22 protein-coding genes and 1 pseudogene are annotated in these 23,998 nt (G+C 27.3%); 4 read left to right on the top strand and 19 right to left on the bottom strand.

Features of this window, described 5'->3' with window-relative positions; genetic code table 11:
* Window positions 1–247 precede the first annotated feature (247 nt).
* Genes MEFER_RS02635 through MEFER_RS02615 form a run of 5 tightly spaced genes read right to left on the bottom strand, consistent with a single transcriptional unit; the run spans window position 248 to window position 3,769 of the window.
* Window positions 248–1,375 carry a glycosyltransferase gene (locus tag MEFER_RS02635; RefSeq protein WP_015791082.1) on the bottom strand — a complete coding sequence of 376 codons (1,128 nt, stop codon included), beginning with the start codon at window positions 1,373–1,375 and terminating at the stop codon, window positions 248–250.
* A gap of 1 nt (window position 1,376) precedes the next feature.
* On the bottom strand, window positions 1,377–1,871 hold the full coding sequence (locus MEFER_RS02630; protein ID WP_015791081.1) for an FkbM family methyltransferase: 495 nt from the start codon (window positions 1,869–1,871) through the stop codon (window positions 1,377–1,379).
* Between the two features lie 34 nt (window positions 1,872–1,905).
* Window positions 1,906–2,154: a hypothetical protein gene (locus MEFER_RS02625; RefSeq protein ID WP_015791080.1), complete on the bottom strand. Its 249-nt coding sequence runs from the start codon at window positions 2,152–2,154 to the stop codon at window positions 1,906–1,908.
* Window positions 2,151–3,038: a glycosyltransferase gene (locus MEFER_RS02620; protein ID WP_015791079.1), complete on the bottom strand. Its 888-nt coding sequence runs from the start codon at window positions 3,036–3,038 to the stop codon at window positions 2,151–2,153. The genes MEFER_RS02625 and MEFER_RS02620 overlap by 4 nt, the downstream gene beginning before the upstream one ends.
* Before the next feature lie 17 nt (window positions 3,039–3,055).
* A complete protein-coding gene (locus MEFER_RS02615; protein WP_015791078.1) occupies window positions 3,056–3,769 on the bottom strand; it encodes a class I SAM-dependent methyltransferase in 714 nt (237 codons plus the stop codon).
* A 307-nt stretch (window positions 3,770–4,076) separates the two neighbouring features.
* Between MEFER_RS02615 and MEFER_RS08185 the strand changes: the two genes are divergently transcribed.
* The 3 genes from MEFER_RS08185 to MEFER_RS02600 are packed head-to-tail and all read left to right on the top strand — an operon-like array spanning window position 4,077 to window position 6,992.
* Complete coding sequence (locus tag MEFER_RS08185; RefSeq protein ID WP_015791077.1) at window positions 4,077–4,745, top strand: class I SAM-dependent methyltransferase; 669 nt, start codon at window positions 4,077–4,079, stop codon at window positions 4,743–4,745.
* A 17-nt stretch (window positions 4,746–4,762) separates the two neighbouring features.
* A complete protein-coding gene (locus MEFER_RS02605; RefSeq protein ID WP_015791076.1) occupies window positions 4,763–5,932 on the top strand; it encodes a glycosyltransferase family 9 protein in 1,170 nt (389 codons plus the stop codon).
* Between the two features lies 1 nt (window position 5,933).
* A complete protein-coding gene (locus MEFER_RS02600; protein ID WP_015791075.1) occupies window positions 5,934–6,992 on the top strand; it encodes a glycosyltransferase family 9 protein in 1,059 nt (352 codons plus the stop codon).
* On the opposite strand, the gene MEFER_RS02595 is transcribed toward MEFER_RS02600, so the two are convergent.
* The 13 genes and pseudogenes from MEFER_RS02595 to MEFER_RS02535 form a co-directional block, all read right to left on the bottom strand.
* Entirely contained in the window at window positions 6,975–8,210 is a 1,236-nt protein-coding gene (locus MEFER_RS02595; protein ID WP_015791074.1) for a glycosyltransferase, read from the bottom strand. The genes MEFER_RS02600 and MEFER_RS02595 overlap by 18 nt on opposite strands.
* 9 nt (window positions 8,211–8,219) lie before the next feature.
* Window positions 8,220–9,140, bottom strand: a complete 921-nt coding sequence (gene rfaD, locus MEFER_RS02590) for an ADP-glyceromanno-heptose 6-epimerase (protein WP_048056295.1) — start codon at window positions 9,138–9,140, stop codon at window positions 8,220–8,222.
* A 24-nt stretch (window positions 9,141–9,164) separates the two neighbouring features.
* Entirely contained in the window at window positions 9,165–10,205 is a 1,041-nt protein-coding gene (waaF, locus tag MEFER_RS02585; RefSeq protein ID WP_015791072.1) for a lipopolysaccharide heptosyltransferase II, read from the bottom strand.
* Window positions 10,202–11,314 carry a glycosyltransferase family 9 protein gene (locus MEFER_RS02580; RefSeq protein WP_015791071.1) on the bottom strand — a complete coding sequence of 371 codons (1,113 nt, stop codon included), beginning with the start codon at window positions 11,312–11,314 and terminating at the stop codon, window positions 10,202–10,204. The genes waaF and MEFER_RS02580 overlap by 4 nt, the downstream gene beginning before the upstream one ends.
* Complete coding sequence (locus tag MEFER_RS02575) at window positions 11,311–11,808, bottom strand: hypothetical protein (protein ID WP_015791070.1); 498 nt, start codon at window positions 11,806–11,808, stop codon at window positions 11,311–11,313. Before MEFER_RS02575 ends, MEFER_RS02580 begins: the two co-directional genes overlap by 4 nt.
* Window positions 11,805–12,743, bottom strand: coding sequence for a DHH family phosphoesterase (locus MEFER_RS02570; RefSeq protein ID WP_015791069.1), 939 nt, complete (start codon window positions 12,741–12,743; stop codon window positions 11,805–11,807). Before MEFER_RS02570 ends, MEFER_RS02575 begins: the two co-directional genes overlap by 4 nt.
* Window positions 12,744–12,854: 111 nt before the next feature.
* On the bottom strand, window positions 12,855–13,685 hold the full coding sequence (locus MEFER_RS02565) for a serine/threonine-protein kinase RIO2 (protein ID WP_015791068.1): 831 nt from the start codon (window positions 13,683–13,685) through the stop codon (window positions 12,855–12,857).
* 547 nt (window positions 13,686–14,232) lie between these two features.
* Window positions 14,233–14,567, bottom strand: a pseudogene (locus MEFER_RS08655) (hypothetical protein).
* A gap of 74 nt (window positions 14,568–14,641) precedes the next feature.
* On the bottom strand, window positions 14,642–16,078 hold the full coding sequence (trpE, locus tag MEFER_RS02555; RefSeq protein ID WP_015791067.1) for an anthranilate synthase component I: 1,437 nt from the start codon (window positions 16,076–16,078) through the stop codon (window positions 14,642–14,644).
* Between the two features lie 4 nt (window positions 16,079–16,082).
* Window positions 16,083–17,108: an ATP-binding protein gene (locus tag MEFER_RS02550; RefSeq protein WP_015791066.1), complete on the bottom strand. Its 1,026-nt coding sequence runs from the start codon at window positions 17,106–17,108 to the stop codon at window positions 16,083–16,085.
* A 35-nt stretch (window positions 17,109–17,143) separates the two neighbouring features.
* Window positions 17,144–18,709 (bottom strand): serine--tRNA ligase, encoded by a 1,566-nt coding sequence (gene serS, locus MEFER_RS02545; RefSeq protein ID WP_015791065.1) that lies wholly within the window; start codon window positions 18,707–18,709, stop codon window positions 17,144–17,146.
* A gap of 89 nt (window positions 18,710–18,798) precedes the next feature.
* Window positions 18,799–19,767, bottom strand: coding sequence for a flippase-like domain-containing protein (locus MEFER_RS02540; RefSeq protein WP_015791064.1), 969 nt, complete (start codon window positions 19,765–19,767; stop codon window positions 18,799–18,801).
* A gap of 1 nt (window position 19,768) precedes the next feature.
* Window positions 19,769–20,962 (bottom strand): tripartite tricarboxylate transporter permease, encoded by a 1,194-nt coding sequence (locus MEFER_RS02535; protein ID WP_015791063.1) that lies wholly within the window; start codon window positions 20,960–20,962, stop codon window positions 19,769–19,771.
* A gap of 68 nt (window positions 20,963–21,030) precedes the next feature.
* Between MEFER_RS02535 and MEFER_RS02530 the strand changes: the two genes are divergently transcribed.
* On the top strand, window positions 21,031–22,620 hold the full coding sequence (locus tag MEFER_RS02530; RefSeq protein WP_015791062.1) for a DUF6541 family protein: 1,590 nt from the start codon (window positions 21,031–21,033) through the stop codon (window positions 22,618–22,620).
* Between the two features lie 222 nt (window positions 22,621–22,842).
* On the opposite strand, the gene MEFER_RS02525 is transcribed toward MEFER_RS02530, so the two are convergent.
* Window positions 22,843–23,988, bottom strand: coding sequence for a glycosyltransferase family 9 protein (locus tag MEFER_RS02525; protein ID WP_015791061.1), 1,146 nt, complete (start codon window positions 23,986–23,988; stop codon window positions 22,843–22,845).
* Between the last annotated feature and the right edge of the window lie 10 nt (window positions 23,989–23,998).

Below are 23,998 nucleotides of genomic sequence, written 5' to 3'. Positions count from 1 at the left end.
CTTAGATAAATCTGAAAATGATTGGGAGATTAATTCAGACAATTTTAATTGCTATATTGATAATTATACTAATTTATGAAAATTTATTTTTGTATTTGAAAATATTTAAATATTAAAATAATTAATTATGAATTGAGAGAATAAAAAAATTCTGTACTTTTCTATATCTACAACATTTAATTCTAAATCTTGACATACTCTTATGAATCTTTTTAAGAGGAAATATCTTCCACTCCATAGCCTACTTTTAAAATTTACATTTTTTGCAATTTTTAACCACTTCAAAAATTATATTTTCTAATCTTTCACTCAATATTTTGTAATCATAATTCTGTTTTATATAATTCCTTAAATTTTTATTAATATATTTATGTTTATCCAACATTTTTAATATTTTGTGAAAATCTTCGTTATTATCTACTAATAATGCATATTTTCCATTAATGGTCTCTTTTTTAAAAGAACCGAAATTTACTGTAATTACAATTTTTTCCATAGCCATAAATTCTTTTAACTTACAAGAACTTCGTGTCAAATCAGTGAAATTTTTACCAACAGGAATCAAAGCAACATCCATTGCACTAATGTATTTAGGAATATCTTCATGTTTAACATATCCTGTAAATATAAATCTATCTTTTATCTCGTTCTTTTTAACATAATCTTTAAATAAGTTCAATCCACTTCCAAAACCTACAATCAAAAACCTGAATTTATCTAAAATTCCTTCTTTTTTTAATTTTATTGCACAATTAACAACATCTTTCCCAACAAAATTGTTATTTCCTAAATCATTGATATTTCCAACAAATCCAACGACAATTTCATCATCTTTGATTTTATACTTTTTTCTTATTTTTATCCTATCTTCTTTATATTTTTCAGGATTAAATAGATTTAAATCAACACCATTTGGAATGTATTCGATATCTTCTTCCTTTTTTCCTAAAAACATGGCAAGTTCCTTTAACTTATCACTAACAACAACAACTTTATCAGCATTTTTAACAGCCAAATATTCCCAATAACATAAATTCCAAGGTTTTGGTTTATATTTTGAAAAATCCACAAAGCAATCATCCCAATCAATTATTAGTGGGATTTTTTTAATTTTTTTAGCTAAAATTGCAGGAATTGAACTTGCAATTAATGGAGCAGAAGCATAAACAACATCTGGCTTAAATTTAGGATTTAAAACTTTAAGGCAGTTTTTTATAATTACTAATATTTTTCCAAACAAATTATTTGGCCAGTTATTTGGCTGAATTTTTATAATTTCAACATTTTCTAATCTTTCAGTTAGATTTTTTATTCTTATAGAGGTTGCATATTTTTCTGGTAATGCATATATAACTCCCAACTTTATTTTTTTCATTCTAATCCCTTGTAAGTTTGATTATGTTATTACTGATTTGGATGTTATAATATTTTTTTAAATTTAATTCTTTTGAGAGATTTTTAAAATCTTCAATTGAATAGTGCCATTCCATAACTATATTGTCAATGATATTAAAATTATCTTTTAAATCCCTTAAAACTTCAATTTCTGAACCTTCAATATCAAGTTTCAATATATCTATATGATTTATTTTGTTTTCTTCTATGAATTTTTTGATAGATATTGATTTCACAACCACATTCTTTTTTAAGTTTCCATTTTTATGAGATAGAACATCTCCAGCTTCTGAATAACTTATGGTAATTTCTCCTTCACTACCTACTGCATAAGGAAATATTTCAACTCCCTCTAAGTTACCAACATTCTTTTTTAGTAGTTCAAAAGTTTCTGGAACTGGTTCAAAGGCATATATTTTGCTATTTGGATAGAGTGTTTTAAAATATAATGTTGCCACTCCAATATTTGCTCCCAAATCGAATATTGTTGGTTCTGGATTGTTTAATTTTTTAATTCCATAAGTGTCTGTATAAAAAATTTCTAAAAGTAATGCTAAATGGGATATATATATTGGGATTAATATAAAGAGTATGTCCTAAAAATTTAAAATTTTCATCTTTATATTTTAAGGTAAAATTTAGCATTTCAAAGAAAACTATTTTAAAGAAGTTAAATGATAACTTTATTTTCATTGTTTGTGGATATAATTTTGAATTAATTGGATATAATGCCTTTTTTATAGCATTTTGAATGTTCATTTAATCACCCTTTTAGCTTTCCATTTTCCATATCTACTTGCTAAAACTGAAATAATAAATAACATAAATATATCAAATTTTAAATCCTTTAAGATTTTCAAAGGTATATCGTATTTTGGTTTTGCATTGTATTTATCCTTTTCTTTATCAGTTTTTAATACATTTTCCCATTTTTTTGAAAAATACACATTTCCAATTCCTCTTGCTACTTGTTGTCTCCAGAATCTTTTGAAGTTATAGTCCTGTATATGAATTGCCTTTAAAGGAATAAAGGCAAATTTATAACCTTTTAAAGCTACTCTTAATTTTAAATCAGCATCTTCCCCAGCAGCAACAGGAAACGTTTCATCAAAATAACCAACCTCTTCAATGACTTTCTTTTTGTACGCTGCATTACAAGTTACAACACCAAATGTTTCAAAACCTCCAATATATGGCCCATTAGGCATATTATAAACTAATCTTGACATGTATGCTTCATACTTTGCAAAAATATTCTTTTTTATCATTTCTTCTGATGCTTCTATATATCCTCCGACTGCAACAACTTCGGGATATTTTTCAAAGACCTTTAAAAATTCTTCAATCCAATTGTTTGGGACAATAACGTCATCATCTGTAAAAAATATTACTTCCCCTTTTGCATTTTTAACTCCTAAATTTCTCGCTGCTGCAGGACCTTTATTATTTTGTCTGAATATCCTTAAATTTTTTATTTCTTTCTGTTTTTCTTTTAAAAATTCATAAGTTCCATCTGTTGAACCATCATCCACTATAATAATTTCATAATCTTCTTTTGGATACGTCTGATTTTCTAAGGCATTTAGACATTTTTTAAGCTTGTCTTTTCTATTGTAGGTTGCAACAACGATAGATGCTTTCATGGATTTCACCAATAATGTTAATCACCAAATTCTCTTATATTTAGTTCTCGATAGTCCATCTGTTTTCCTTTTTTGCATTTTATCAGACATCCATAGTATTTGCTAAATCTAAATAGTATCTTTATTGGGGTTTTACTTAATATGATATCAAGCTTTATGAATAAAGGGTATAAGTCTATTCCAAAGAATTTTCTAATATTTTTAAGTATAAAATTAAATCCATAGGGGGATATTGTAATAAATAACCCTCCTTTATAAATAAAATCTTCAATTTGAAATCCACAATATTTTAATAACCTTTTAATTGTTTTATCTGAATGAATTCTTACATGATATTCTGCACCATCACTATAAAAAGGTACAGTAACTATTAAAATGCCATCATCCTTTAATACTCTTCTAATTTCTTTAAGTGCAATAAAATCTTCAAATAAATGCTCTAATACTTCTGCAATTATTACAGCATCAAATTCTTTATCATTAAATGGTAATCCTCTCGTAACATCTGCTTTAACATATGGGTAATCTTTATGTTCTGCAATATCTACATTTACAACTTTTTTACCTTTTAAAGTTAGGTAAAAATAATCCCTTCCATCACCACTTCCAACATTTAAAATTTTATTTTTATCTTTGACCCAATTATAAATAATATAAGCATGGAAATACGATCTAAAATCATTTATAACCCTTAAATAAACTTTTTCTTGAATTTTTGAATACAAACTCATTTTCTCACACCTTCCAAAACCATTTTAAAGTCGAATAATACAGGTCTAATAAAACCTAGGAGCCCATTTATTATATATTTTATTATATTAATATTCTATTTAAAATCAAAACCGTTCTTTAATCTTCACCCATATAAATAAAAACTACTTTGTTTAATTAATAATTAATAACTTATATAGTAAAGTGTCGAAGTATATTTGTTCATATCGAAGAATGATGGTGGCGTATTGAGATTACATGGGAGATTAGATGTTGTAGTAGATATTTGCCTATATAAAGAATGCTATTTTAAATAGGTGATGTATTATGAAAAATAACAATAAAAATAGATTCCCAAAAAAATATCATGAAAATTATGTAGGTGTTATACCCGACATTGAAAATACATATCCAAAAGAATTTTTTGAATATATAAAAAAGTTACCAAAAGGAGCTAAAATTTTAGATATTGGTTGTGCAGCGGGAGGATTTTTTGTTGCGTTATCTAAAATTAGAAATGATTTAGAATTTTATGGTATTGATATAGCAGATGTAGAAGAATTATTACCAAAAGATTTAAATATAAAGTTCTATAGAGTTAATGTAGATGAAGAGCCATTACCTTTTCCAGATGATTACTTTGATTTAGTTCATACCCAACAGGTTTTTGAGCATTTGTATTACCCACAAAGAGCGATGAGTGAAATAAAAAGGGTATTAAAAAAGGATGGTTTATTATATATAGGAGTCCCATCAACTTTAAGAATTTTTCTACCAGGGAATTTAAATTTTTGGCAAGATTATACACATGTTAGGCCTTTTAATAGGGCATCATTAAGAAGATTAATTGAAGAAAATGGGTTAAAAGTTATTAAATTATCACGAATGAGAAATAGAAAATCTGTTAAAATATTTTGGTATTTAATATTTGTAGATTTTTGGACTTTTGTCCATAATGTTATTGGGGTTAATTTACAAGCTTTAGCAAAAAAATAATTAAACTGTGTGATATTATGGACCATCGATATAATAAGTGGGAATTGTTAAAAATAAAAATAAAAAATACTTATATTTATTACCTAATATCAAAAGCATTATATTTTTTAAAAACATATCCTAAGTATTTGATGCAAGAAATAGTTTATGACCATAAATTAAAATCATTAAATAAAGTTTTAATTGTTCTCAATAATGAAAATTTGGGAGATTGTATAATTAAGTTGTTTGTATCACTACCAATTATAAAAGAAATAAATAAAAATGCTGAAATTTATGTAAGTATTGACAATCGATGGAAAGATTTGATTGAAATATTTGACTATAATTATAAAAATGTCTATCTTTTTCATCAAAACTTAGATATTGATTTTGATATTGCCATAATACTAACAAATATACATAAGTTAGATTTCCTCAACGATATTAATACAAAACATAAATTAGTATTGTTCCATCCCTATAATGCAGATGTGTTCCCAAAAGATAACTTAATTCTAACTCCTCCTCATTATGAAAGAAATTATAGTAAAAAATACAAAAAAGTTTATTTTGCATATGAAGAAATTACTAATACTTTAATAAAATCATTCAAAAAATTAATTAAAAATCAATGTAAGTTTGACAAACTTCCGTATATTACTTTATCAAAAGATGAAGAAGAAAAAATACTAAATAAATTTAATTTGAAAAGAGATGAATATATAATAATTAGCATATTTGCCGATAAGATTGGCTCTCCAAAAGAGTGGGTTAATAAATATTGGGTAGAGTTAATTGATAGAATACAAACTAACTTTAACAGCGTCAAAATCGTTCTTGTTGGAAATAAAGACTTACCTAAAGAATTTAAAAATATTATAAATAACGAAAATATAGTAAATTTATGTAAAAAAACATCTATAAAGGAAGTTTTTTATATAATAAAAAATTCGAAGTTGATTATTACTGTAGAGACAGGAATCCAACATATAGGCTTTATATTCAATAAACCACAAATAATAATTTGCGGCCCAAGTGTTCCTTTTTTAATGAAAAAAAATAAAAATTATTATTTAATTAAAAATTTCAATGTTTGTCATACCTGTGAATCCTTAGTTTGCTATAATAAAAAATTCAAAGAATGTATGTTCTCCATCACTCCAGAAAATATTTATAAAATCGTTAAACATTATACATGGGATTAAAATGAAAATCTTAATAATTGCACTCTCAGGAATTGGAAATTTGATTATGGCGTTTCCAATGATACAAATGCTTAAAAAGAACTATCCTAATGCAAAAATAGATTTTTTAGTAGCACCAAGAGGTACCAAAGAAATTTTAGAAAATCAACCTTTTGTAAATAAAATTTTTGTTCTTAAATCACACTCTATAAAAGATATATTCCTAAATGATGAAACTAAGAATTTAATAACACAATTAAAATTAAACAACTATGATATTGCGATAACTATTTATCCTTCACAAGGTATTTTTTCGGCCCTTTTAATGAAGTTAATCAATGCCAAAGAAAGAATTCAACATAAGTATAATTTTAAAATTTTTAAAAATATAAATTGGTTTTTGACATATTCTCCAGAAATAGAAAATAAACATAGCGTATTTATAAACTTAGATTTAATAAAAAATTTAAATATTGAATATGATAATAATGATATCCAGTATTCATATCATTTAGCTGAAAAAGAAATTGAATTTGCCAATAAATTTTTAAAAGAGAATGATTTAATTGATAAATTTATTATTGGAATTCATCCCGGTGGAAAAAATGATATGACGTGGAAAAGATGGGATATAAAAAACTGGCAAAAATTAATCAGCTTATTTAAAAATGATTATAAAAATAAAATTAAATTTTTGGTATTTTTAGGTCCTGATGAAATTGAATATGAAAAATATTTTAAAAATTTTGAAAATGTTGTTGTAGTAAAAAATATCCCACTAAAAGATACAATTTCATTAATAAGTAAGTGTGATTACTTCATTAGTAATGATAGTGGTTTATCACATTGTGCTTCTTTATTTAACATTCCTCAAAGTGTGATCTTTGGAGGGACGAGTTATATTCACATAGCTCCTTTTTCATCTAATGTTAATATAATAACTCCTCCCAATTATGAAGTATTTTATGTTCCATACTTTGGGTTTATTAAAAATCCAAAAAATTTACTGATAAATTTGAAGCCAGAGGATGTGTTTGAATCTATAAAAAAACATATAAGTTCATTAAACTTGCTTCAATAATTTCATAAATTCATTATAATAATTATATTTTTCTAATTTTAGTTCTTTCAATTTACTTTCATTAAACTTTTTTATTTCCATTACAAAATTTTCAACAGTTGGCTCGATATAAACCCCACATTTTAACCAATCTATAACTTCAGGGATTCCTCCTCTATTGCTACCAATAACATAACATCCATTATATGCCCCTTCTAAAACAACCCTGCCAAATGGTTCATACCAAAGAGAAGGGACTAATAAAATATCTGATGCTCTATAATAATGTCTAAGTTCCGAAATTGGCAAATGTCCAAGATAAATTATGTTATTCCATTTATTTTTTAAAAATAAGCCTTTTAACACCCCATCTCCAATAACAATAAATAAATAATCTTTTAATTTCTCAGCAATCTTAGGAATTAAGTGAGCTCCTTTTTTTTCTGTTAAACTTCCAACAAATAAAACAATCTTCTTATCTTCCGGTAAATTTAATAATTTCCTTGCTTCTTCTTTAGATAAATTTGAAATAATATCATTGGATATAGGATTGTATAAAACTTCTATTCTATTTTCGTCAGCTCCTAAAATATTAACATATTGTTGTCTAACAAATTTGCTTATTGCAATTAGTAAATTAAAAGATGATAATCCATGCAGATTATTAACTCTTTTTCTCATTTCAATAAGTAGTAATCTATTAACAAACCCCTTAGCATCCATACAACTCTTTAAGTTGTTTTCTGAACATCCACAGCAAAGATTACCTTTATTGTTTAAACCTCTATTATAACAAAATAAACTAAAATCTCTTAAATGAGCAATTTTTTTGGCAGATGTCTTTATATTATTTAAAGCTAAAATAGATTCTAAATTATTAGCGTGAATTACATCAAACTCTTCTTTTTCTAAAATTTTTTTAATATTTTTTTTAAGCTCATAGGATGAATATTTGAGGTATTGCTCCAAAAGTAAGTAAAAAATGGGTTTTGTTTTTTTATATATTTCATGGGATGTTTTTTCTCTTTTTTTGAATAAAAAACTCCTAAAAGATTTAAATCTTATAATTCTTAAATTATCTTTTTTCCCAATTTCAGTTTTAAATGAGCTATAATTTGGAGTTAAAACTACAACTTCATGACCATTTTTTACAAGTTCATCCACTAAGATTTTTAAACTTATCTCAGCTCCTCCCATAACAAAGGGAGGAAAATATTCGGCAACAAATAGAAATTTCATAAAAACCACTCATTTAATATATTTATTTTTCTTTAACCACTTAATATAATCTTCTACTGCTTTTTCAAATTTCCATTCTGGTTTGTAGCCTAAATATTTCTTAGCTTTACTTAAATCTGCCTCCGTATGTTCTTGATAAAATTCTTTATATGGGTTATCGATATATTCGGGTGTGTAATCAAATCCTAAAACCTTGTTTAAAACTTCTATTATATAATTAAAGCTAACAGCCCTTCCACTACCAACATTTACAATACAACTTTCCTTAGCATCCATAGCTAATAAGTTAGCTCTAACAACATCTTTAACATATACTTGGTCCCTCTTCTGTTCCCCCCATTTGAAGATTTTTGGATTTTTTCCTTCAATCATTTGCTTTGCTAATTGCCAAATCATAGATGCCATTTTTCCCTTATACTGTTCTCTTGGTCCAAACACGTTAAAATATCTTAATCCAATTATATGAGCATCTGGATATTTTTCCATGTATTTTTTTGCTATACAATCACAAATCCATTTTGAAAAGCCATAAATATTGTTTGGCTTTCCTGCATATTCTTCTTTTTGTGGTGCTGGGGCATTTCCATAAGTCGCAGCTGATGAAGCATAGATAAATTTAATATTATTTTCAATTGCAAAATCTAAAAACCTTCTAAATCCTTCTGTGTTAATCTGCATCATTAATTTTTGGTCTTGAATAGTAGTATCAGTTATTGCCGCCTGATGAAAAATAATATCTACATCCCTAAACCTATTTAAATCAACATCTAAAATACTTTCAGTTACAACATCCCCCTCGAATCCAATGAGATTTTTGAAATGCCCCGATGAAAAATCATCTAAAACTATAACTTCATAACCTCTATCTTGTAATTCCAAAGCTAAATTAGAGCCAATAAATCCAGCTCCACCAGTAACCAAAACCTTCATCATTTTCACCAAATTTTGTATTTATCATTGTGATACTGTATTAATGATAATATTTAAAAGTTCTTCAACTTCTATTTTATCTGTACATTTCTTTTTATAAGGGCAAGGATTTGGGCATCTTCCCCACAAATCATAACATGGATTACACCCAACTTGCTTCCAAATATATTTACTCTTTTTATGTAATGGAGCTTTCTCAGAAGGATGTGTTGGGCCAAAAATGCTCACAACTTTTTTATTAACTGCTGCTGCTAAATGCATTGGTCCGCTATCATTACAAACAACAACATCACATTTTTTTAATAAAGCAGCACTTTCTTTTAAAGAAGTTTTTCCTATGGCAGAGACACATTTAACTTCTTTTAAAATTTCATCTTCAATTTCTTTATCCGTCTTCCCCCCAATTAATAAAACCTCAAACCCTCTTTCTTTCAATTTTTTTATCAATTCTTTATATTTTTCAATATCCCATCTTCTTAAATCATCATCTCCAACTCCAATATTTCTTGCTCCTCCTGGACATATCCCCACAACAACTTTGTCATTTAAATTATTCTCATTCCAAAATCTTTCTGCAAATTCTAAATCTTTCTCATTTAAAAATATTTCCATCTCCCAATCTTCATAATTTGGTTCAATTCCTAATCCTCTCAATAAATCCAAATAATAAAAAATTTCATGCTTCCTTCCGAAGTAAGGGACTTTATATGTCAAAAACTTTCCCTCACCACATCTATCAAAGCCTATTCTTTTTTCAATTCCAAATAAAAAAGCAGTTAAATTAAAAATCCAATGTTTATCCAAAACAAAAATCACATCATAATCTCTTTTTCTAATTTTAAAAATCAATTTTATCCATTCTTTAAAGTCCTTTTCAAAAAATATCTTTTCATCAAATTTAATTATATTATCTAAATGTTTGTTTCCTTCTAAAACTCTATAAGAATGTTTCCCGATTAAATAATCAATAGTAGCATTTTTAAAATTTTTTCTTAGTTGTCTTATTAAAGGTGTTGTCATTAAAGTGTCTCCTATAGCTCCGATTTTAAATAATAGGACTTTCATTTTTTCACCATATTTAGAACAACATTATAAACATCATCTACTTCAATCAAATCCATACATTTTCCATTTAACTTACACTCTTTAAATTCACCTTTATGGACATTTATACATGGAGAACATTCTAAATTCCTCGCTTTATATATGGCAATATTCCCTTTACCAAAAGGAGCAAATCTTTCAGGTAAATTTGGCCCAAACAAGCCAATTGTTTTGGTTCCCATAGCAGCACTAAAATGCATAGGTCCAGTGTCATTGGAAATAAACACTTCAAACTTAGTCAATAAATAAGCAAACTCTCTTAAATTAGTTTTACCTGCAAAGTTAAATACTTTATCTTTAAATTTTTTATCAACCAAATTTAAAACTTTCTCATTTACTTCATAATCTCCTTTACTTCCAGTTAAAATAATATAAAATCCATCTTCAACTAATTTTTCAATTAATTTAGCAAACTTCTCTTTTTTCCAACTTCTCCACGGTGCTGTTTCAGCAGTTCCGCAATGGATACCAATTAATTTTTTATTATCCAAGTTATATTCTTTCAACAGCTTATTAACGTTTTCCTCATCTTTTTCTGTATATTTTAAAGGAATCAATTTTTCTGGTTTATAATTAATGCCAAATGGTTTTAACATATTACAAAAATTATAAACGGCATGAATTTTGTCGTTATATTCAATTTTGAAATCATACAACTTATCTCTAAAAAGTCCTTTAAATCCAATAACTTTTTTTCCTAAAAACCAACCCAATATAGCTGATATATTAAGATACGGCTCTGTATCAATAACAACATCGTATTTTTTAAATTTTTTAATTACGCTAATAAAATCTTCTAAATCAACAATTTCATCAACAAAATCAACATTTTCAAAAACTCCTTTGCTTCTTTTAGTTACTAAAACAGAGATATTGTAGCCTTCTTTTTTTAATCTTTTTATCATTGGGAGTGTTAATAAACTTTCCCCCAATGTCCATAATCTAATAATTAAAATATTTTTTGGATTTTTTTCTTCTTTTTTATAGATTTTATTAAAAATAGATAAAAAGGTTATTATAAGATTTCCAAAATACCTATCAATATTCCTTAGAATTGAAATTTTATTCATGATATCCCACGTTTGTATATTAAAAAACTCATAATTAACAAAGTAATAACTATTAACCCAAAACTTATTGGAGTTTTAGTTTGTGGCTCATTTATATAAACATCTTTTAAGGTATAATAGGGATGATAACTCTCATTTCCAATTAGATTTACAGCTTCAACTTTTAAAATGTTTTTTCCATCCTTTAAATAATTTGTTATATCTATTGTGACATTTTTCTTATATGCGGGAGAGGCGTCATTGGAATCGTCAATTGTATATATCAAATTTCCATTTAAATAGATATTTATTTTCATATCTTTATTTATATTACCGTAATGGACAAAACTAAGTTTATATGAATAGTTATCAGCTTTATTAATTTTAAACGTTACTGTTTTCACAGGGGTATTTTCATTAACTTTTATATAATCAAAATAATAACCAAAACTACTACTTAAAAATAAAAGAAATAAAAGAAAAATTGTTAGTATCAAATATTTATATTTTTTCATCTTCCCTCCCCCACTATTTCCCAAAATTTATCTTTTTTCCAGTTACCAAAATATACATACTTACCTTTTAAATTTAAATGATTTAATGTTAATTCATCTTTCAAATAAATAAGCTTAGGGACTTTTGCATAGACGGAAATATCTCCCCCATCTACAAATATAAATAACGGCTTCATAAAATCAACTTTTTCAGAAGAATAGGCAATATTAACCAATGTTGGATAATACTTTAATTCAATTCCTTCCCCAAATAAGCCACTGATTTTATCCCAAAATGATTGTTTAATATAAATATACTGACATTCAAAGTTTTTATCATTAAATTTTAGGTTAAAGTAATTTATCTCATAAATATTTAATTTTTTCTTAAATAAGATTATTTTCTTTGCTAATTTTTTCTTATACTTTTTAACATCTCCTTCATTGGGCAATTCTCTATTGATTATTAGTTTTTTAACTTTATTTTTCTTGCCGATTTTATACAGCCCATTTAAAGCAGAGACATACTCTTTTAAACAAACTCCTTTAAAATAATATTCCTTCCCAAAGATTAAATAGGGAATATAGCTTATATATTCCTTAGGAACGAATTTTAAACATCTTTTTAGAAATTCATTGCCTAATTTTATTTTTTCTTTATAACTTAGAGAGTTTAATGTATCTCTTGGATTTATTTTAATGCTTTTTAAAAATAAAATGCTCTCCTTCTCTCTCCTAAATACAGGAATTTCATTAAAAAATAATAAACTTTTAAATAATGGATAGTTTTTCCCATAAAACAATAAATCATCTTTCTCAATAATGCCAAATTTTTTAAAATCTAAATTTTTAATTTTCTCAAACTCATTTAAATAAGTTAATTTTAAGATATAAGCAAAATCTTTGCCATCTTCACAATTTAATATAACCTCATCACAAAGTTCATCAAATGCCATAAAATCCACTTAATCTTAACCTTCTGTAAGCCCTATCTCTTTAAATTTATGAATTGGCTCTTTTCAAAAGGACTTTTTGATGTCAAAAGACACCAGTGTGCAATAAAATATCTATCCCTGTGAAAGTCCTTTTCCAGTTATATACTCAAAGATTTTATCAACATCAATCCTCTCATCCTCTTTATCAATCTTATATTTTTTAAAATACCTTATTACATTCCAAATATCTCTCTTTAAATAAAACTCAGCGTCTGGATGATATTTAGGCACTGCCTGAGGCCAATCAATAATAACGAAATCCTCACTCTCATCTAATAAAATGTTGAACTCACTTAAATCCCCATGTATGTAGCCAATTTCATAAGCTTTTTTAATCTCCTCAATAATTTTCCAAAACAAGTCCTTAATCTCATCCTTACTCATAAATTCTGATAAGTCCAATCTCTTTAACTCTTCTCCAACAACCTTACCCATAATAATGGCATGTCTATTCCACGCTATTGGCTCAGGAACTTTAACTATTGGAAATAACTCGTTTAAAATCTCAAACTCTCTCTCAGCCGTTAATCTTGAAACATAGAGCCAACTTATATGATGCTTATCAGCTAAATACTCCCTGTATCTCTTCCCTCTTGTAAAGCAAGTCCTCCCATGCTTGTGGAATTTTAAAACTGCCTCTCTCCCATCACCCAGTAAGACGGTATAAACATCCCCCTCCTTACCAACCCCCAACTTATTACCTATGGCTTTCAAGATACCCTTTTTAACAAATGCATTTATTGCAAGAGCATCATAACCCCCCATTGAAACAGCATAACCATAAGTGCTTCTCACAACAAATCCAAATTTGTTCAATCTCTTTAATCTATACAACACATCCTTTTCTGGCATCTTCGCCTTTCTAACAATCTCATCCAATGGCACCCACTCGTGATGTCTCATTGATATTTCTATAATTTTTAATATTTTAAAGTCATCATCTTGTGCCTGTCTTAATGCTTCAATTAGTTTTTTAATTATGATTATCCCCTCCTTATTGAATTTTTTAATTTATTTTAAATTAAATAATAGTTTTATCAACTCAATAGCATTTGGATTTGTTAATATATAGAGCAATATTAAAATTACCATTAGTTGTCGCTAAGAAAGCACCGACCTTTAGGGCGGTGATGAATTCTTAAAAATCAGAGATTTTTAATCCCTCCTCGCTACGCTCGGAGATAGGAGAGGCGGGTGGGACAAGCATTAGTTTTATATACTCGAAACAGAATACTAACTATTGCCCCTAGTCCACGTTATTATGGATGGGATTCAGGCGAAATCAAGGATTTCGCTACCCAAAGCTTCGCTTCGGTCTCGAAAATCCTGCCGCTGGGGGCTAATGGTTGGGAGAAGGTAGCCCCGAGTCCCGTAAGGGATAGGGGTAGTGGCTTTGGCGGAGCCGGGGAGGGTGAGGTTTTAAACCTCTGCTCTCCCGAAACTCCGAGCTTTAGCTCGGAGAGCCGTCATAAATCCAACTGTCATTTTTTTTGTCTAATTGGTTAAATCTATTATCAACATATCTTAATATTTCTTCCTTCATCGCCTTCATTTCTCCCCTTAATCTCTCTTCCACTAATAAAATATCATCTTTTGTAGCCAATTCTTTCCTTAACTCATCTTTTAGTTCATTTTTAATAATTATTTTTTCTTCTTTAAACATATTCTATTATCTCATTTTGTTTAATGAACTCCTCAACTGCCTTATATAACTCCTCCGCTTTTTTCTCATCCTTAACATTTTTATAAATTAATCTCATATAACTTAGCATAGGCAACTGCCATAAAATCACCAAAGTTTATAAAACCTCATAAAATCTAATTTTTTGTTATTTAAATATTTTTAATATAAATTGTTTTTAAATTTTCCTAACCAAACTCTCAATCGTCTTAACATTAGCCATTCCTTTCCTCTCCGTCTCTTCCCATTCATTTTCTGGGATTGAATCAGCCACTATTCCAGCACCAACTTGTATATACCCCTTATTCTTTTTAATTACAAATGTTCTGATAGTTATAGCTAAATCCATTAAATCATCCCATCCAAAATAGCCAACTCCCCCGCCATAAGGTCCTCTCCAAGTTTTTTCCAACTCTTCAATAATCTCCATCGCCCTAACCTTTGGAGCCCCACTCAAAGTTCCAGCTGGAAATGTGGCTTTTACAGCTAAGAACGAATCGTAATTATCTTTTAACTCCCCAACGACATTACTTACTATATGTTGAACATGGGAGTATTTTTCTATTGTCATAAAGTCGGTAACTTCAACAGTTCCAAACTTTGATATCTTTCCAATATCATTTCTTGCCAAATCTACAAGCATAACGTGCTCAGCTCTCTCTTTTTCATCACTTAATAGCTTTCTCTCCAACTCTTTATCTTCTTCTTCTGTTTTACCCCTCCTAATTGTTCCAGCTATGGGTCTTGTTATAACCATCTTTTTATTGTTTATATAATCAGTTCTAACCAAAATCTCTGGTGATGAGCCAATAATCTTCCTCTCTCCAAAATCTAAATAATACATATATGGAGAGGGATTTATTTCCCTAACCTTTTTGTAAATTTCTAATTTGTCTAAATTATCTAAGTCAATCTCAATTCTTCTTGATAAAACCACTTGGAAAATGTCCCCAGCAAAAATATACTCCTTAGCTTTTTTAACTGCCTCAATAAACTCCTCCTTGCTCATGTTGGATTTTATTTTTGAATCCTTGTTAAAATTCACATTATTATTTTTTCTTTCTTTTTCATTTTTCTTTATCTTTGCTGTCCTAATGATTTCTTCAAATTCTTTAATTTTCTCCTTACTTTCAGCTATTAAATTAATAATCTTTTCCTTTAAATCAAATGATATAAAGTCCTTAACAATAAAAAACTCTGCATCTGGAAATTTTAAATCATTTATTGGTTTTGGGTAGATATTTGACAAGTCAATCCAGTATCTAATAATATCATAACTTAAATATCCTACTAAACCTCCTTTAAATCTTGGTATTGGTTGAATATTGGATATATCAATATATTTAAGATATTCATTTCTAACTTCTCTTAAAGCATCTAATGGACATTCATATTTCCCTTCTAAATCTTTGGCTTTATCTCCAAATTCTGTAAAGCTTTCGACTTTTAGCTCATTTTTTTTAAATATTACTTTCCCTTCCGCCTTTCCTAAGATTGAATATCTCGCAACCTTTGGAACCCCTTCGGCTGATTCTAATAAGAAGGTATTTTCCCCTCTAATTTGCTCATAAACATCCAATGGGGAAACATCCATTTTTATTCTTTTAATTATCATTAAATCACCTATTATCTAAAATCTCTTTTATGGCATGCCATTCTATAATGGATGTGGGTTTTATTATTCCATTTATTACGTCATAAAATAATATTTCATTTTCTACTAAAAACTTAAATTCTTTTATTAACTCCCTCTTAATAATCTCATAGTCATTGACTTTAATCTTATCTCTAAATTTAATTAAAATTTCATATATTTTATTTTCATCTAAATCATCTGGCATATTTGCTATTAAAAACCTCAACCCATCTGCTTCAACATTAACCCATTTTTTTATGGTCTCTTCATCTGACAAGCCAAGTTTTTTATTATTTATCAGTTGGGAGATTTCATAAGGTAAGGATAAATAATTTAAACAATAACTTATTTCCTCCTCACTAAATCCTTCCTCTTTTAAAATATTTTTTATAGTTTCCTTACTTAACCAGTCAATTAAATAATACTCAGAAGCATTTTTTAATGTTGAGTTTTTGTATATTTCTTCAATAAATAAAGTATCAGAAGTTAAACAAATTACATGGCAGAAATGTCTTACTTTGGTTAGATGAACAAAGAGGTTGAATAATTCATTTAATAAAGATTTTCCTTCGTTGAAGTAAATATTTTTTAATTTTTGTAATTCGTCTATAACTAAAACTGGCTTTTTATTATCTTTAATAACTGCTTCAATTCCTTCATAAATCCTATCAAATACGTCATTTAACTTTATATTATTAAAATCAAACTTCTCCTCAACACCAAACTTAAATATCTTTAAGTTAATTTCTAATTTGTTTAATAAGTATTTTTTATCTCCTTTTTCAAAAAATATATTTAAAAACTCTTCTTTTGTTGGAGTAGCATACCTCCTCAAATCATAATAGAAAAATACTAAATCATCATTATTGGATAATTCTTCAATAACCCTAAGCATTACTGTTGTTTTACCAGATGACTTAGGACCATAAACGAATAAAATAGAGTTTGGTTCTAATTGGACATAGGTTTTTAAATAGTTAAGTTCTTTCTCCCTATCATAAAATCTCATATTATCACCAAAGGGTTAAAAAAATTAAAGAAAATTTATTCATCCTTCTTAGGCCAAGTTATTAATTGAGGAACTTCTGGCAACTTCTCAATTTTTTTCTTTATTATTGGATGCCAGTCATCAAAATCAAACCCATATTGAGCTAAATAACCAACAACCCACCTTGTTATTCCATATCCAGTGCAACCAGTCCAAACCTTTCTTCCTTTATAGTCCTTAATTCTAAATCCTTCAACGAAGTGTGTTCCATGCACATTTGCTGATGTAACAGCAACCCCTTTCCTTTCATCTTTTATATGTGGTAGCCACAACCTCATCTCATACTTTGGAACTTCTGGGAATTCAATTCCTCTATCTTCCTTCTTCCTTCCCTCCAAATAAAATGGGTCATCTCCAACCTCAACCCAATACTCTAAATCAAGTTTTTGAGCTAACTTTTCAGCATATTTTAATGTTTTGTCCCTTGTTTCTTCAACAAACTCTGGGCTTCCAATCCAAACACACTCTACCCTTAAAAACTCATTAACTCTATCTAAACCTCTCGCTCCCCCTCCTTCCCATCTGTATGTCCATCCACTTCTATCAAAGAACATAACCGGTCTATCAACATCTATAACCTCCCCTTCAAAGAATTGATAGAACGGCTCACATTGGGCTGGGGCTAAAACATAACTTGGCTCCCTTAACAAATTTTTTAATTTTTCAATTGGAATTTCTTTTTTAATCATCATCTCATTTACAAACTCTTTAAATAACTCTGGCTCTCTCTTTGGTGGGCAAACATAATACATTCCCTCTGGTAATCCCTCCAAGTATCTCATCTTATACATAATCTCCAATGGAATGAGCTTTGGGAATAAGCACTCTTGAAATCCAATCTTTTTAACAACCTCTTCAACTATCAACTCTTCCAAAGCTCTAAACAAGGCAGTAATTGGTGGAGTATAAAACCATTGCCCTCTTCCAGGAAATTTTTTAACCCATCCAAGTTTTTCAGCCACATCTGTTGGGTCTTTGTCAAACGTTATCTTTCTCTTTGCTTTGTATTCGCTAACTACTGTCCCGGGAGGTATTTTACAAACTTTGAATGTTAAGTCCTCTTCTTCCTTCTCCAATTCCATTTTTACAAATTTTATTGCCCTATCAATAATATTCCTCTTTAATTCACCCTCCCCAATATTCTTAAATGCCAATATAATTTTGTTTCCTTCAACTTTTGCCTCACACTCTGGAACTTTAATGCCATCTAATTTTTTAGCTTTATCTTCATCTGTTTCAATTGTTATTACATAATTGTTTATCTCAATCCCTCTAACTCCAATCCTAAAATTCCTCCCCAATTTTTCAGCTAATGGCTTTCTTAATCTAATTAAACCTTCGTGGGCTCTTGTGTAAGTTCCAGAGACAATCTTTAATTTTAAAGTGTTGCCTTCAAACTCATAACTTTTTATTTTTGATGCCTCATCTTCTTTGCCTTTTGGAACTCCCCTTAAAAAAATACTATCTGCGTTTTTTAAAATCTCCTCTACTGCTTTTTTTGCCTCATCATCTAATTCTTTGCTAAATATAATCTTCCCATCTAAATCAAATGTTAGCTTCATCCTATCACCAATTATATTCCTTTATTGTTTTATTGGTAATATAATTAGGTATTTATGTTTTTATTGTGTTTTTAAAAATGTAATTTAATTTAGGATTTCCTATTTTTAGATTCTTTTAGAACATTTCCCTCAACGATATAAAACATTATCGCTCCAAATAAAACGATTGAAAGATACGATATTGAACGATATAGAATAAGAACCGCGAAACTACTATTATAATCTAAACCTTTTAATTTTAATATGTAAATTAAGGCATACTCCACAATTCCCAACCCAGAGGGCGTTATTGGAATTGCTGTTAATAATGAAGATGCTAAATCAGAAAAGACGCCAAATAATACATCTAAATTTAAATTCAACGATAGAAATATAAAATAAATGGTTAAACCCTCAATAAACCATCCAATAAATGATAAAATAATTATCAGAGGGAGGGTATTTATTTGTATTGCCTTTAAACCTTTTTCAAAATTCATTAATATTCTTTCCAATCTTTCATTTTTTAAATTTATTTTGTTATTTAATATTATGAAGATAAAGATTAGTAAGATTAAAATTAATATAACAACAACTCCCCATTTCATTGAGTAGATTATTTCCCTTGGAATTTTTGATTTAAATGAAATATAGGCAGATATAAACAATAAAATAATCATAGCTACTAAATCAAAAACTCTCTCAATAAAAACAGTCCCAAATCCTAATGATATTGATTTATTTGTCTTCTTTTTTAATAAATAACCCCTATAAACATCTCCTAATTTGGCTGGAACCAAAGAATTCACAAACATGGATAAATAGTATATTACAAATGCATTTTTTAAATTTAGATTAATATTAATATTTTTTAGGAAAATTTTCCAACGGTAGCTTTTAATTAATATTGAAAGATAAAACATGGTTATTGCAAGAAAATAATAAAAAATATTTGCATTTTTTAAAATTATAATTAATTTATTTAAATCTATTTTTAAAAGGATGTATAAAATTATCCCAAACGAGATAATGAATGAAATTATCGTCCTTTTATTTAACAACTGCCCTTTTAAATTCATCTTATCCCCTTAAAAAATACAATATTGTTGGGAATATTAAGACGTTCATCATATTTGATAGATTTGATTTACTTTTTAATGCTAAAAGCCCAATACAAATCGAAGTTAAATAAACAACGAGATGATAAGTTAAATAGTTGTTATAACTTCCTATTATTATAATAACTGTGCAAAAAACAATGAAAAACATTGATAAAATCTTAAAATTAACCTTTCTAATAAAAATGAGGATATATTTAGATAACTTTAACAAAACAATTAAAGATACTGTTGAAGCCAATAAAATATAAAAAATCGTATAAGTTAAATCAATATTAACATTTAAATATTGTATTGCTTTGGCAACCCCGCTCCTCCCTGTTCCAATAAAAATAACTGCCAATAGGGAAAAAATTTCATTAGATAAAATAATAGCTCCCTGAGAAACAATAAAGTTTTTTAAATCTCTTTCACTTAAAATTTTACTTAGAATGTAGTTTAACTGAGCTCCACTTATTCCAGGCAAAAATATTCTAAAAAACCCAGCCACAGATGCAAAAAATGATGATTCTAAAAACTTTAACTCAAAATTAGGGAAGGTTATTATTTGATTTTTTATTTTGTAAGTTTTTAGGTTGTTTATAAGCAGTGGAATTCCAAACATTCCAGTAAACATTGCTGTCAAAGTTATATTAAATGCCTCACTGCAATATAAAACTGCAATTCCAAAAATTCCTGATAGAAATATAACTAAAACCTCCCAAATTGATTTTGATGTAAAAATTTGATATAAAACAAAAGCAATTAAAATAAACGGGATAAATATTTTAATATGGCAGTAAAATGCTTTAACATCAAAATGCAAAATTGATATTAAAAATAAACTTATGATTATTGAAAAAACAACTCCTAAATAACTGCCAAATCCTGCCAATACAACTGCCTCATAACCATTTCCACTTAAAGTTAATTTATGCATTGGTAGAACGGAAACAGCAGTTTCATCATCTGGAACTCCTAAAAAAGCAGATGGAATAAAATTTATAAAGTAGTGAGCAATAACTAAACCAATTAAAAATGGAACATAATTATTTACTCCAAAATAAGGCAAAATTAAAAAAGATAATGCAACAATGTTATTTGGATGAATGCCTGGGAATAAGCCGGTTATAGTTCCGCAAATTATGCCTAAGATTAAATATGGTAAGTTTAACATTGTTCCACATTACATTTCTTTATTTCTATTGGTTATTATTTTTATTATATAAATTTTTGGTGATTATTATGGAAATATTCCTGTTTATTGTAATTTTATTACTAATTTATTTACTAAATCCATTAAAAGGGGAAGAAAAAGTTATCACCACACTATTCCTCTCAGTGTTTTACATAATTAGTATTTCCTATTTATTGTCTTTTGTTGGAATTCCAATGTATAAAATTTTATATGTTATCACATTGTTGTTTTTATTTATAATCCAGCGAATAAAACAAAATTCATTCTTAAATTTAAATTTATTTAAAATACAAAATTTTAAACTAAAATGGAAATTTATCGCCATAATTTCAATACTAATATGCTCGTTATTTGTTGCATACTCATTATTTCCAAAATACCCCTGTGAAAAATGGGATTCTCAATATCACATGTTTAAAATAAAGGCGATAATTTTAGAGAAAACCATATTTTATAAAAATCAAGAATACATGAGATATTGGGCATATCCCTCGGGATTTCACTCCTTTACATATTTCTTAGCTTCTAATGTTAGAGATATACCAAACACTATATATTTTATAGAGATTTTTATGGTAATGTTGTTTGTTCTTTCTCACTATTACATAGGGGAGAGCATAAAAGAAGGGACTGGAATTTATACTGCTTTATTTGTCCCATTAAACTATGAGTTTTATAGAATATTATTAAAGGCAATATATCCAAATACATTGGGATATTGCATATTTTTAATATTGATTGCATTTTTATTGAGATACAAAAGCACAAAAAATAACATTTACCTTTACTTATTTAGTTTTGGAGTATTTAGCTTAATATTTACACATACTTTTCCATTTTTAATGCTAACTTTGTTTTTAGCTTCATTAATGTTGTGGGATGTTATGTATAAAAAATATGGAGATATATTAAACCATATTAAATTTTTCACCATTCCAATACTTTGCTCCTTTATAATCATATATCCTAAATTTATTAATAGTGTGATATCATACTCCAATACTTCCTATGTCATACATAATATACATCCCTATACTATATACGATGTTATTATCTCAATATTAGACGGCATAGGGACATGTTGCTCTACTACTGTAGCTATAGGTTTATTATTTAGTCATCAGATTCCATTTATTCTATTTATGAAACGTCTGTTAGCTATGACTTTATATATAGTATTATTTATTTTTGGAACGATTTTTTTAATAAAAAACAAAAAAGGATATTTTGTATTTTATATTTTGCTTATGATACTTTGGTTATTAAACAATCAACTTATTGGTTTTAAAATACCATTTTTCTCTGCGTTATATAATTCTATAAGATGGATCTATAATTTTCAGATTTTAATGCCTGTATTTTATGGTTGTGGTTTATATTACATAGGCAAAATAATTCCCACAAAAAGAAAACTTATCGTTACTACAATTATTATTACTTTATTAAGTAATGCTTATACAACTTATTCCTATCATCCAAAATTCTATTGGAGATTTTATTTAGTGGGGGATGATGAAATAGATGCATTTAATTTTATAAATGAAAATAACATATCTAACAAGATATTTTTAAATTTTGGTCAAGATAGTGGGCAGTTTATCCCAATATTCACAAATAATAAATGTGTTTTTTGCTAGGGAAATGGCAATAAATTCAATAATATTACAGCAGAGGAAATAATTAACTATACTTGGCGTGGAGATTATGAAAAATTTATTAATTTTTGCAAAGAAAACAATATAAGTCATATATTCATATCAAAGAATATAAAAATAAATAGAACTTTTTTCAAAAATAAAGGATACTTTGAAATAATGTATAACAAAAATAACATATCAATTTTGAAAATAAAATAAATTCTATTTTAAATACTCCAAAATCTTATTAAATACTTCATCTACACTAATTTTTTTCATACAAATTGGATTTTTACATGTGGTCTTTTTATTATTAAAGTTAGTTATGCATGGAGAACATGGAAGATTTTTGTAAAAGACATAACAATTTTTTGTATATGGTCCGTAAAGTTTCGGAGTGTTAGGTCCATAAAGTCCAATCACAAAAACACCCTGTGCTGCAGCTATGTGCAAAGGTCCCGTGTCATTACTTATATATAAAACAAATCTTTTAATTAACTCTGGTAATTCTTTTAAGGATATCCCTTTTGATACTATAATTCTTTCTTTATATTTTTCATCAACATTTAAAGAATTTATTAAATTATCACATTCACTATATTCTTTTGGTCCAGCAGTTAAAACAATATAGCAATCAGTTTCTAATAATATTTTTTCTATTAACTCCTTAAAATAAGGCCATTTTCTTTGTGGGGCATTTTCACTTGTGCCAGTGTGTATCCCGATGATTTTCTTATCAATGAATCCATGTTTAGTTAAAAATTCATCTACTTTCTTTTTTGAAGTATTGTCTGTTTCTAATGGGATTAATTTTATATTTTTATTTGGTTTTATACCTAAAGGTTCAAGTAAATCTAAAAATTCTTCAACTATATGCTTATTACCCATATATTCAATTATATGGTCATAAAGATAATGCCTATAAGCTCCTCTTGTTTTGAATCCTATCGAAAAGTTTTTATTTATTAGGAAGGAAATTATTGCCGAATATCTCGAAAATTGGTCTAAATCTATGATAACATCATAGTTTTCTTTTCTCAAGTCATTGATTAATTTTAAAGTAGCTAAAATAATGTTGTCTTTTATGTCAATGTATTTAATCTTATCAACATATTTTTTATAACACTTTAAAACATCCTCATTGTTTTTTAATGTTAAGTAGTGTATTTCTGCATTTGGATATTTATTTTTTATATGATAAAAAACTGGGGAAGACATTACTAAATTGCCAATACCAAAAAATTTTATAAGTAAAATTTTTTTTGGTTTATTTTTTAATTCCTTTTTTTTAATCTTAAATAATCTAAGAAATTGAATTATAGGAATTCCAATATAATAGTCAATTATTCTGATTTTATCAATATCCATTACTAACACC

Origin of the sequence: Methanocaldococcus fervens AG86 (genome assembly GCF_000023985.1) — an archaeon.
Lineage (GTDB): Archaea > AGJL01 > Methanococci > Methanococcales > Methanocaldococcaceae > Methanocaldococcus > Methanocaldococcus fervens.
The sequence above is the reverse complement of the archived record's forward strand: the minus strand, read 5'-3'. Positions and strand labels throughout refer to the sequence as shown.